Origin of the sequence: Dyella sp. OK004 (assembly GCF_900114495.1) — a bacterium.
GTDB lineage: Bacteria > Pseudomonadota > Gammaproteobacteria > Xanthomonadales > Rhodanobacteraceae > Dyella_D.
In genome coordinates this window covers 1,093,780-1,105,625 of sequence record NZ_FOZI01000001.1, presented here as the reverse complement: position 1 = coordinate 1,105,625, position 11,846 = coordinate 1,093,780, and the positions used below count along the sequence as shown (strand labels likewise).

The window sequence follows — 11,846 nt, the reverse complement described above, 5'->3', positions numbered from 1 at the left end:
AACCACACCGTGGTGCCAAAACTTGCATCCACTTAGGTAGATCCATGTCCCATCCGCCGCGTCGCTCTCTCGACATCCACAGCCTGCGCCGCCGCGTTGCGCGTCGGTTGATGCGCCTGCTATTCGGAAAACCGGTCCAGCAGAGCAATGAGCCGCTGCCCCTGACTGGCATTCATCGGATCCTGATCTGCCACATCAGCCACACGCTGGGTAACGCTTTGTTGCTGACGCCGCTGATCCAGGAGCTGGAGGCCACTTATCCCGGCGCGGAGATCGATATCGCCACGCGTAGCGGCGTGGGACAAGCCATCTATGGCAGCTACTTTGGCGTCAGCCGTATTTTTCGGCTGCCCGCCCATGGCGTCGGTCATCCGCTACAGCTCCTGCGCGAGCTACGCGGCTTGCGCAAGGCCCACTACGACCTGGTCATTGATCCCGATCCGCAGTCCCAGACCGGCCGCCTGTATCTGCTGATGGCCAAGGGCCGATGGAAACTCGGCTTTGACAGCCCAAAGAAAAGCGGCAATGTGACCCATGCCGTCCCGATCGATCTTGCACCGGAAAGCAAGGGCAAGCGCCCGGTGTTCCTGTTGCGCAGTGCGCTTGGCAAGACCGCCGACAACACCTGGCCGATTCCCGACATTCGCTTGAGTCCTAGCGAACGGGCGCAAGGACGCGAGGTGCTGCTTCGCTTGTTGGCACCCTATCAAGCGAAGCACGAGAAGAAAGGCGTTATAGGTGTCTTTGCCAACGCTACCGGCGACAAACTGCTTGGTACCGATTGGTGGTCCCCGTTCCTTGAAACACTGGAGTCGGTGGGCAGCGACTATCACATCGTGGAAATCGTGCCGATGTTCGGCCGCTCCATGCTCGGTTCGCGCTACCCGACCTATTTCTCGACCGATCTGCGCAAACTCGCCAGCGTGCTTTCCGCCTTGACCGCATATACCAGTGCAGACTGCGGCATCATGCATCTGGCCTGCGCTTCGGACGTGCCGACCATGGGCATCTTTACCCGAACGAGTGCCAACGAATGGGGCCCCTATGGCGCACGCAACCGCACTATCTATGCCTACGAGCGAGCCCCGTCGGATGTCGCCCTCGAAATCCTGAGCACCCTGACCAACGCAGAATCTTCTCGTCCGGCTTAAATCAGCGCCAGCTGCACCTGGTCACGACTTGACCAGGTGCAGCTCGGCCAGATGGCGGTCGATACCTTGCTCGCAACGTGTGATGCGCTCCACCACCGTGGCCCGGAAGAAGCGGTTGTTCGGCAGACTCATGTCGTCGACATCGGGCTGGGCACGCGAAGGATGATCGAGATGCGCGGCCAACGCAGCCCACTTGAGCTGACGGCGGCGCACGCCGGCATTGCCCAGACGGGCGGCGAGCTCGCGATCTTCCGCGCCATAGCCTTCCATCCGCTCGTCAAAGCCGTTGACGCGCACCAGGTCGTCGCGCCAGAAACTCATATTGCAGCTCATCACGCGGCCACCATTGCGTGCGCGCGATTTCCAGCGCGCCAGCAACAAAGAATGGAACGCATACAAGCGCTTGATCCCGTCGAACACATGGAAGTCGACATCGGCCCAGGGCGCGAACACCGGCTTCCCCCCGGCCAGCAAACGCTCGGTTTCTCGCGGGTGCGTCTTGAAACGCCCCCCCTGCAGGAAATAGCCACGCTCGGCCAACGCCAGGTGATCGGCCACGAATTCCGGATGCAACACCATGTCGCCATCGATCAGGATGATGTAATCGCCGCGGCTGGCTGCCATGCCGCGGTTGCGGCAGCGTGCGGCACGAAAGCCGAGATCTTCCTGCCAGACATGGCGCAGCGGCACGGGGAAGTCTTTTGCCGCGCGCTCGATCAAGGCGCGCGTGTCTTCCTTGGAGCCGTCGTCGGCCACGATGATCTCGTCGGGCAGGCGACGTTGCGCAGCGATGCTCGTCAGCACCCTGGCCAGCGCCTCGGGCCAGTTGAAGGTCAGCACCACCAGCGACACCATCCGAGGTGAGCCCGCGCCCGGCGCGACCGAATTGGGCCGATCACGGATACGCCACGCCAAGCCCATGCTCATCGCCAGCGGAAGCCAGCCGAGCAGCCATTCCACGTCCGGACGACGCAGCAACTGCGGCGCATCGAACTGCCAGGCGACGCTGGAGTAAACCCACAGTGCCAGCAGAGCGCGACCGATGGCCACGTGGCGATAGCGCCAGGCTCGCCAGCCCACCACCAGCCATAGCGCCGCCCACAGCAATAGGCCAGGCAGGCCCAGCAGGATCGCCAGGTGACTAAAGACGTTGTGACTGTGTTCCCACGTCTGGTCGCCTACCTGGATGGTGTAGTGGCTGCCCATGCCAAGACCGATCCAAGGATGTTGGCGGAATAGGTCGAACGCCTGCTCGAGAATCTGCGGCCGGTACGAAAGACCGCGCTCCTCCATGTACTGCCAGCCGCCGAGGACGATGATCACCACGGCGAGCGCCAGGATCACCCCGGCTCGCCGGCGAATATGCCGGTGGGTAGCCGCGAGCAGCATGAAGGCCTGGGTCACGATCAGCGCCAGCCACGTGGCGCGACTGAAAGTAAGCACCACAAACAGCAATAGCACGACGACAGCCAGCGTCTGCAAGATGCGCTGCCAGCGGATGCTCACCGTGAGCTGGGTCATCCACACCACGGCTGCGCCGAAAGCGAACGCGGCCAGGTTCGGGTTGTTCAAGGTACCGAAGGCCATCAGGCGATCCATGGACTGCCAGATCACCGAACGCAGCGGAAACACCGCCATGCTGACCAGGGCAGCGCCCCCCAGTCCGAGTCCTGCCCAGAACAGCAAGCGGCGGAACCGCCGCGGCTCGGCGGCCAGCAGACTCGCCCATACCCCCACGAACACCAGAACGTAGACCACGACGATGGCCGCGTCGCCAAGCTTGCCGTTGGTTGCCCATGCCACCGAGAGCGTCGACCAGGCCATAAAGGCAAGCAACAGCACACCTTCCCAGGTATGCAGAAAACCCCGCACCAATGCGCGCCCACACTTCCACACCAGGTAGAGCGAAGGCAGGGCAAACAGAACCAGCAGGCTGTCGTGATACGGCTTGCCCGGATTCCAGACCTTGTGTCCGGTGGGGCTGGCGGCCAGACCTACCAGCAGCCACCACATGCCAAGCAACAGCCAACCACGGAACCACGATGGCAGCGTCGCCCAAGCCTGGCGGAAATTCACCGCCCGTCCAGGTGCCAGCTCGCCCCGGCCCGCTGCCTCATTCAAACTTTCAATCCGCATAGTTGGTCGGGAACGTTCCAATACCGCCAAAGTGATACAACCCTGACCGCCTCGCCTTTGGGGATCGGTACAGCTGGCGCGGCAGAATACCTGTTACACGTAGTTCCGTGCGCGAAACGGACCGTGGTTTGTACGGATGGTTTTGCCACCCTTTAACCGGCCTGTACGGCACGGCTTCGGATCATGCCGCGGCGTTGGTGAATCCAGCGCCACGGCGCGGGCAAGCCCATGGCCATCGGCTAGAATCCCTTGCATGCAGACCCTACCGATCACCCTCGTCGTGATGACCTACAACGAGGCGAAAAGCATTGCCCGCTGCCTCGACAGCGCGCCCTTCGCTGCCGAGAAGCTGGTGATCGACAGCGGTAGCACCGACGACACCGTGGCGATCGCTCAGGCCCATGGCGCGCGGGTGGTGCACCAGGATTGGCTCGGCTTTGGGCCACAGCGGAATTTCGCCACCACCCAGGCCAGCCACCCATGGCTGCTTGCCCTGGATGCTGACGAATACCTGACTCCCGCCCTAGCTACCGAGCTGCAGCAAAAACTGCCGGCACTGATGACCAGCGACGTCTGCGCCGCCTACCTGCGCCGGGCCACCATTTATATGGGTGCGCCCATGCGCTGGTACCTGCCCTCCATGGGCGAGAAGATGGCCCGGTTGTACCACCGCGACCGCGCACGCTGGACCGATGCGCGGGTACACGAGTCACTGCGCTTCGACGGGCCATCGATCACGCTGGACGCCCGCTTCAACCACGAAAACAATCCCAGCCTGCCGGAGAAGCAGCTGAAGGTTCTGCGCTACGCCGAACTGAAATGCCGCGACTGGCTGGAAAAAGACAAACCGGTGCGCATGTGGCAGACGCCGTTTGTGTTCCCGTTGGCCTTTATCAAGGACTACGTGTTCCGGCTCGGCTTCCTGGATGGCTGGCGCGGCTATGCCATCGCGCAGACTGCCGCCTCGTACGCCGTCTACAAACGCATGCGCTACTACGAAATGCGCCACAACCCAGCCTCGCGCGAGAGCGCGGCCAACGCCCTGCACCGTCACGGACTCGATCGCTGACCCATGAGCAAAAAGCACTACCTCCTGTACGGCTCCGAACGCTATGCGTTGGCCATCCTGCGCCCGTTGCAGGAAGCGATCCGTGCGCGTGGCGATGAAGCCGCATGGTTCTTCGACGGCCCAGGCGCCGAAGATCTAGCGGAGGGCGAGCGCCTGCTCACCGTCGGAGAAGTGCGCAAATGGAAACCGCGCGCGGTGATCACCTCGAGCAACGCCTTACCGCATTTCTTCCCCGGTGTGAAAGTGGAAACCTTCCACGGTTTCGACGCCGGCAAGCCGCGGCATATCTATATCCGCGGCTTCTTCGACCTGTACTGCACCACCGGGCCACGCGACACCGCCAAGTTCCAGGCCATCTCCGACAAGCTGGGCCACTTCGCGGTGGCCGAAACCGGCTGGCCCAAGCTCGACCCTTTTATGAAGGAAATCGCCGGCCCGCTGCCGCCCGTGCGCGAAACACCAGTGATCCTTTACCACTCCACCTTCTCGCCCTCGTGGAGTGCAGCTGAAACGCTGTACGAGGAAGTGAAGCGGCTGTCGCGTGACGGCCGCTGGCGCTGGATCGTCACCTTCCATCCCAAGATGAGCCCGGAGACGACAGCCAAGTTCAAGGCGCTGCAGAACGAGCACCTGCGCTTCGCCGAGAACGACAACATCCTGGAGCTGTTCCCGCAGGTGGACATGATGTGTTCGGACACCTCGTCTGCGCTCAACGAGTTCCTGCTCACCGGCAAGCCGGTGGTCACCTTCAAGAACCGCCGTCCAGGACCGCAGCTGATCGATATCGACGACCCGGCCCAGTTCGAGCCGGCGATCCAGCGCGCCCTTTCGCGGCCACCTGAGCTGATGCAGGCGATCCGCGAGTACGCCGACACCATCCACCCGTACCGCGACGGCCATTCCAGCGAGCGCGTGCTGGATGCGGTAGAAACCTTTATCGCCGCCGGCGGACGCAACCGCCGCCGCAAGCCGCTCAACCTGTGGCGCAAGCTCAAATTGCGTCGCCGTATCGGCTACTGGGGTCCGGCCTGAACTTAGCTGGCAGCGGCCGCGGTCTCTCGCGCCGAGCCAGTAAGCGTTGAGCAAGGTCCGCCCGGATTAGAATCTCCCCCATCTTTGAGAAAGAAGCCCGCCAGTGCCCTCCAGCGCCTACAGCCGTTCCGAACATCTGCGATCCCTGTGGCCATGGCTCCCGCTGTGGACCGTAGTCGCTCTGCTGGCGATCTTTTCGCACGGCCCGATGCCGCTGTATTCCACCCGCACCCTCGCCGTGGCCTGGGAAATGTGGAACCACGGCCACTGGCTGGTGCCGCACATCAACGGGCAGCCCTATAGCGAGAAAGTGCCACTGCTGTTCTGGCTGATTCACGCCGGCTGGTTCGTGTTTGGCGTCAACGACGTCTGGCCGCGCGTGCTCGAAGTGATCCTCGGCGGCACCCAGCTGGTGCTGCTTGCCACGCTGGCGCGCCGGTTGTTCCCCAACCGCCCGTGGGTGGCCAAGGGCGCGCCCTGGATGCTGCTGGCGCTCGGCTACGCCTTCCTGTTTGGCACCCAGATCATGTACGAGGTGCTGCTGGCTGTATGGGTGCTGGCGGCGCTGCTGTGCCTCACGCCAAAAGCGGAGCGCGAGGAGCCGCGCTGGCTGTGGTTCGGCCTGTGCATCGGCGCCGGCCTGATGACCAAGGGTCCGGTGATGTTCCTGCACATCGCCTTCCCCTGGCTGCTCGGCCCGCTATGGAGCGACTGGGCGAATCGCAACCGCGCCCGCTGGTACGGTCGCGGCGTACTGGCCATGTTGTTGGGCGGGGCCGTTCTTCTGGCCTGGGCATTGCCGGCGGGTTTCAGTGGCGGTGAGGCATATCGCCAGCGCCTGTTCTTCACCCAGACCGCCGGCCGCGTAGTGGACGCGTTCGACCACGCCCGCCCGTTCTGGTGGTACCTACCGATGATCCCGGCGCTGCTGTTCCCGTTCAGCGGTTGGCCGCGCGCATGGGCCGCACTCATCACCCTGCGGCGCCCGCTCGAACCGGGCCTGCGCTTCTGCCTGTGCTGGCTGCTGCCGATCCTGGTGGCGTTCTCGCTGATCAGCGGCAAGCAGCTGTATTACCCGCTACCTGAGTTTGCTGGCGCCACGCTGCTGCTGGCCGGCGCCATCGCGGTGCTGCGCGAAAAACGCCCCGCGCTCGCGGACAACCCATGGCTGGGCACCTGGCCGCTGGGTATTGGCGGCATCTTGTTCGGTGTGCTGCTGTTCCTGCTGCCCGTGCTGGTCAGCCACGACATGATGCATGGCGAGTATGTGGACAACAGCTCGCATTACAGCCGCTTCTTCAGCGTGGTGTTTATCGTGCTCGGCGCCTTCCTGCTGCTGCGCGGTCGTGGCGAGATGCGCCGGCTGGCGATCGCCGGCCTGGTCGGCACGTTTACCCTCAATACGCTGTTCACCCTCACCATGTGGCAGAACTTCGACCTGCGCCCGTCTGCACACCTGCTGGGTGCCGCGGATGCAGAGGGCAGGGCGATCGGCTACCTGGGCAACTACGAAGGCCAGTTCCATTTCGAAGGCCGGCTGACCCGTCCGATCGAGCGTCTGTCTGAAGGCGACTCGCTGCAGGCTTTCGCGCGCGAGCATCCCGACGGCCTGATCGTCGCCCGCCCCGAAAAGCTTGAGGCGACCGACCTGCGCTACCCGCTGCTGGTACAACCGTTCCGTTCCAGCTGGGTGGTGATCTGGCCGGCCACATCCCTGGCCGAACTGCGCGCCGGCCATATTCCGCCGGAACCGCCGCACCCGACCCGCGTGCATCAGGTCGACGACTGGCGCTTCCGCTCGCTGCAATGAACGCGACGCTGATCGCCAGTCTACGTGCCCAATGTGGCGGGCCACGCGATGGCGCCCTGCTGCGCTTTTCCCTGGGCAATGCCTTGCTGGGCACCGGCGACGCGGCCGCCGCCGCCGAGGAGCTGCGCCGCGCCGTAGCTTTCGATCCCGGCTATTCCGCCGCGTGGAAGCTGCTGGGCAAAGCCTGCCTGGCGATGGATGACCGCGATGGCGCTACCGCAGCGTGGCGCCAGGGTATCGAGGCCGCCCAGCAGCGCGGCGACAAGCAGGCGGAAAAGGAAATGGCGGTCTTCCTGCGCCGTCTGGAGAAGCCGTAGGAGCGCTATCAGTCGTACGGGCTTGGCCGATCGCCCGCCGTATAGCGCTTGTAGTGCCACTGATACTGCGCCAACGCCTGCTCCACGCAGGCCTCCACGCCCTGATTCAACGCCGTGCACGCCACGCGCTGGTCGGCATCGGCGAGGCCTTCGGGCGCCGGCAGCAGATGGATGCGATAGCCCTCGCCTTGCGGCAAACGTTCGGCGAATGCGAACAGCACCGTCGCCCCCGTTCGCGCCGCCAGCCGCGGCAGCAGCACCATCGTCAGGGCATCGCGGCCAAAGAACGGCGCGAACTGGCCTTCGCCTTCGCGTGGCTTCTGGTCCGGCAGGATGCCCACCGTGCCACCCGCACCCAACCGCTTGAACAGCGTGCGCACGCCTGCGCCTTCGGCGCGCACCTGCTCCGGTGCCAGCGCACCGCGCGCCTTGCGCAACAAGCCTTCCACCGCAGCGATACGCGGCGGCCGATACAGGATCGCCATCGGCGTCTTGCGGCATAGCCAGTAGTTGAGCAATTCCCAGCAGCCCAGGTGCGGCGCAGCGATGATCACGCCCTTGCCAGCCGCCAGCGCCGCGTCGAACAGGGCCTCGCCACGCACCTCGCGCACCAGACCAAGCGCGCGCTCGGCGTCATTGCCCCAGATCTTGGCGATCTCGGTGATCGACTTGCCGCTCTCCATCATCACCTCGCGTAGCAGCGCCGCGCGTGCGGCCTCGTCCAGTCCGGGCCGGACGATGCCGAGGTTGGTGTCGGTATTGCGCACCATCTTGCCGCCGCGCCACAAAGAGAATCGCCCGATCACCGCACCGACTCCATGCAACACACGGAGGGGCAAGCGGCCGAGCAGGCGCAGCAGGAAGTACAGAAGATAGATATCGAATCGCATGAGCGGCGCAGTGTACCCGCCGCCGCAACCTCACTGTAGGAGCGCACAGAGTGCGCTCCTACACGGGCGGGCTTAAGCTAAGCCGCCGCCGCAAACCCGTCCTTCATGATCTCTCTGATCCAGCGCGTCCAGTCCGCCCGCGTCGATGTCGACAACGAAACCGTCGGGGCCATCGGCCCCGGTCTGCTCGCCCTTGTGGCCGTACAGCCGGAAGACGATGAGCCGCGCACCCGCCGCATGCTGGAGCGCCTGCTCGGCTACCGCGTATTCGGCGACGAGCAGGGGCGCATGAACCGTTCACTAACCGACACTGGCGGCGAGCTGCTGCTGGTCAGCCAGTTCACCCTGGCCGCCGACACCCGCTCCGGCATGCGCCCCAGCTTTACCAGCGCCGCTTCGCCCGAACACGGCCGGCGCTGGTTCGAGCGGCTGGTGCAATTGGCCCGCGCGGCGCACCCGAGGGTGGAAATCGGACGCTTCGGTGCCCATATGAAGGTCCATCTGGTCAATGACGGGCCGGTCACCTTCTGGCTCGAAGTGCCGTGACTGCGTCACTACGCAACACACCTGCAAAACCCTCGAAATATCCCGGATAGGTGCCTGTTTGGCGCGCTTTTTGCGTGTCCCTTTCTTTAGTTTTTTCACTTGAAAACTGGTCAAAAAAGCATCACATCGCTATACTGATCGGTTCCTGCATATGCGGCGGTAGGTATGAATAGCAAAGCTCCTGAGCAACAGTCTGAAATCAAGGCGCTCATCTCCAAAGGTCTGGAGCAGGGCTACCTGACCTACGCCGAGATCAACGACCACCTGCCCGACGACATCGTCGATCCGGAGCAGATCGAAGACATCATGGCCGTGCTGAAGGGCGTGGGCATCGAAGTACACGATGCCGCCCCGGATTCCGACCCGCTTTCCGACACTGCTTCCAGCGGCAGCACCGACGACGAGGCCGCGGCCGAAGAAGCCGTCGCCCTGCTCTCGGCCGTGGACGCCGAAGTCGGCCGCACCACCGACCCGGTGCGCATGTATATGCGCGAGATGGGCACCGTCGAGCTGCTCACCCGCGAGGGCGAGATCGCCATCGCCAAGCGTATCGAGGAAGGCCTCGGCCAGGTGCAGACCGCGCTTGCCAGCTTCCCGCTCACCATCGAGCTGTTGCTCGAGGAATACGACCAGCATCTGGACGGCAAGCGCCGCCTGAGCGAGATCCTGGCCGGCTTCGCCGACCTCGAGGAAGCCGCCGACGCCGCCCTGGCCGCCGCTGAAGAAAACGCCAGCGACAGCGACGCCGAAGCGGAAGAGGAAGACGACGACAACGCCGCCGAGGACGAGGAGGCTGGCCCGACCGGTCCCGACCCGGAAGAGGTCAAGCGTCGCATGGAGCTGCTGCGCGACTACTACGGCAAGTTCCAGAAGGCTGCCCCCAAGGCCGTCGGCATCACCGACAAGAAGGTGACCAAGCTGCGCGACCAGATGGCTGAGGAATTCCTCAAGCTCAAGCTGCCTTCCGCGCTGATTGACAGCTTCGTGCGCAAGCTGCGCGAAGTGGTGAACGACATCCGTCACCACGAGCGCTTGCTGATGGACATCTTCGTCAAGCAGGTGAAGATGCCCAAGGCCGAGTTCCTCAAGGCGTTCCCCAGCAACGAGGGCAACCTCGAGTGGGCCGCCGAGCTGGGCCGCAAGCGCCAGAAGTGGTCGCCGAACATCAAGAACTACAAGGAAGTGATCGATGCCGAGCAGGAAAAGCTCGCCTCCATCGAGCGCCAGCTGTTCCTGCCGCTGACCGACATCAAGGAAATCAACCGCACCATGTCGGTCGGTGAGGCCAAGGCCCGCCGCGCCAAGAAGGAAATGGTCGAGGCCAACCTGCGTCTCGTCATCTCCATCGCCAAGAAGTACACCAACCGCGGCCTGCAGTTCCTCGACCTCATCCAGGAAGGCAACATCGGCCTGATGAAGGCCGTGGACAAGTTCGAATACCGTCGCGGCTACAAGTTCTCCACCTACGCCACCTGGTGGATCCGCCAGGCCATCACCCGTTCGATCGCCGATCAGGCCCGCACCATCCGTATCCCGGTGCACATGATCGAAACGATCAACAAGCTCAACCGCATCTCCCGCCAGATGCTCCAGCAGTTCGGCCGCGAGCCGACGCCGGAAGAACTGGCCAAGGAAATGGAGATGCCGGAAGACAAGATCCGCAAGGTGCTGAAGATCGCGAAAGAGCCGATCTCGATGGAAACCCCCATCGGCGACGACGAAGATTCGCACTTGGGCGACTTCATCGAGGACACCAACGCCAGCTCGCCCATCGAGTCGGCCACGGAAACCGGCCTGATGGAAACCGTGCGCGACGTGCTCGCCGGCCTCACCCCGCGGGAAGCGAAGGTACTGCGCATGCGCTTCGGTATCGACATGAATACCGATCACACACTGGAAGAAGTCGGCAAGCAGTTCGACGTCACCCGTGAGCGCATCCGTCAGATCGAAGCCAAGGCACTGCGCAAGCTGCGTCACCCGAGCCGTTCGGAACAGCTGCGCTCGTTCCTCGACATCGACTGATTGCATCATCGAACGTTTCAACAAAAAGCCCCGCGAATGCGGGGCTTTTTGTTTGTGGCCAGGGCGCGAGTGATCAACCCACGTCGTAGAAGAACTGCTCTTTGTCGATCTTGCCGTCCTTGTTGACGTGATAGACGCAGACCTCGCTCATGTTCACGCGGCCGTACTGCTTCATCGTCACATCCAGCGTCATGATGCAGCTGAACCAATTACCCGCCACGATGGGATCGCTGATCTCGCCACCATGCACCTGCTCGATCGATTCCTGAAACTTCTTACCCTTTTCGAAAATCGCATCCAGCCCTTTCACGTTGCCCAGCGCGCCCGGCGGCAAACCGTCCGGCTCGATGCTCTCCGCATCCTTTGAATACAGCTCCTTCTGCGCCTCCTCGTACTTGCCCTCGCGACACAGCGCCACCAACCGCTTCGCTACCGTTTCTACGCTCATGACCTTGCTCCGCACGCCGAAAGGAATAATCAGCGTACGCCTAGCCATGTGACGGAAGAATGTGCCACTCCTACCAACCGACGCCCCTCGACGCTCCCATCCGGCGCCGCTACCATGACAGGCTTCACCTCGCCCGGGCGCGCAATACGCCCGGCGCCAGCAAGGGCCTATAGCTCAACGGTTAGAGCAGAGGACTCATAATCCTTTGGTTCCAGGTTCGAATCCTGGTGGGCCCACCATCTATTGCCCTCAGGCAATCTCACGACATCTCGTCACGACTGGTGCATTGGCATTTTTAGGCCATTTCTTGCTCTTTCTCGTCTCACGTCGTCGCAAATCACCTCACCACAGCGCACTACAGCTGGTGGTATTTTTGGTGGTACATATGCGTCAATGTCGCAAGAATTGGCGATATACCACCACTG

General features: G+C 63.3%; 10 protein-coding genes and 1 tRNA gene. 8 read left to right on the top strand and 3 right to left on the bottom strand.

Annotation, left to right across the window (positions count from 1 at the left end; all coding sequences use genetic code 11):
* The first annotated feature begins 44 nt into the window (after positions 1-44).
* On the top strand, positions 45-1,151 hold the full coding sequence (locus BM338_RS04920) for a glycosyltransferase family 9 protein (protein ID WP_090449683.1): 1,107 nt from the start codon (positions 45-47) through the stop codon (positions 1,149-1,151).
* Positions 1,152-1,172: 21 nt separating this feature from the next.
* Here the strand turns inward: BM338_RS04920 and BM338_RS21880 are convergent, their stop codons facing one another.
* The gene (locus BM338_RS21880; protein ID WP_177229226.1) at positions 1,173-3,272 is read right to left on the bottom strand and encodes a glycosyltransferase; all 2,100 of its coding nucleotides are present in this window, start codon (positions 3,270-3,272) and stop codon (positions 1,173-1,175) included.
* Between the two features lie 268 nt (positions 3,273-3,540).
* Here BM338_RS21880 and BM338_RS04910 point away from each other — a divergent pair, with 268 nt between their 5' ends.
* The 4 genes from BM338_RS04910 to BM338_RS04895 all read left to right on the top strand — a co-directional run bounded on the left by BM338_RS04910 (position 3,541) and on the right by BM338_RS04895 (position 7,515).
* Positions 3,541-4,356: a glycosyltransferase family 2 protein gene (locus BM338_RS04910; protein WP_090449681.1), complete on the top strand. Its 816-nt coding sequence runs from the start codon at positions 3,541-3,543 to the stop codon at positions 4,354-4,356.
* A 3-nt stretch (positions 4,357-4,359) separates the two neighbouring features.
* On the top strand, positions 4,360-5,388 hold the full coding sequence (locus BM338_RS04905; protein ID WP_090449680.1) for a CDP-glycerol glycerophosphotransferase family protein: 1,029 nt from the start codon (positions 4,360-4,362) through the stop codon (positions 5,386-5,388).
* Positions 5,389-5,491: 103 nt separating this feature from the next.
* Positions 5,492-7,198 carry an ArnT family glycosyltransferase gene (locus BM338_RS04900; protein ID WP_090449679.1) on the top strand — a complete coding sequence of 569 codons (1,707 nt, stop codon included), beginning with the start codon at positions 5,492-5,494 and terminating at the stop codon, positions 7,196-7,198.
* Entirely contained in the window at positions 7,195-7,515 is a 321-nt protein-coding gene (locus tag BM338_RS04895) for a tetratricopeptide repeat protein (protein WP_090449678.1), read from the top strand. The genes BM338_RS04900 and BM338_RS04895 overlap by 4 nt, the downstream gene beginning before the upstream one ends.
* A gap of 8 nt (positions 7,516-7,523) precedes the next feature.
* On the opposite strand, the gene BM338_RS04890 is transcribed toward BM338_RS04895, so the two are convergent.
* On the bottom strand, positions 7,524-8,405 hold the full coding sequence (locus tag BM338_RS04890; protein ID WP_090449677.1) for an LpxL/LpxP family acyltransferase: 882 nt from the start codon (positions 8,403-8,405) through the stop codon (positions 7,524-7,526).
* A 105-nt stretch (positions 8,406-8,510) separates the two neighbouring features.
* Between BM338_RS04890 and dtd the strand changes: the two genes are divergently transcribed.
* Both dtd and rpoD read left to right on the top strand, forming a co-directional pair.
* Complete coding sequence (gene dtd / locus BM338_RS04885; RefSeq protein WP_090449676.1) at positions 8,511-8,951, top strand: D-aminoacyl-tRNA deacylase; 441 nt, start codon at positions 8,511-8,513, stop codon at positions 8,949-8,951.
* A 165-nt stretch (positions 8,952-9,116) separates the two neighbouring features.
* A complete protein-coding gene (gene rpoD, locus BM338_RS04880; protein ID WP_090449675.1) occupies positions 9,117-10,973 on the top strand; it encodes an RNA polymerase sigma factor RpoD in 1,857 nt (618 codons plus the stop codon).
* 73 nt (positions 10,974-11,046) lie between these two features.
* Here the strand turns inward: rpoD and BM338_RS04875 are convergent, their stop codons facing one another.
* On the bottom strand, positions 11,047-11,421 hold the full coding sequence (locus BM338_RS04875) for a SnoaL-like domain-containing protein (protein ID WP_090449674.1): 375 nt from the start codon (positions 11,419-11,421) through the stop codon (positions 11,047-11,049).
* Between the two features lie 163 nt (positions 11,422-11,584).
* Between BM338_RS04875 and BM338_RS04870 the strand changes: the two genes are divergently transcribed.
* Positions 11,585-11,660, top strand: a tRNA-Ile gene (locus tag BM338_RS04870).
* Positions 11,661-11,846 lie beyond the last annotated feature (186 nt).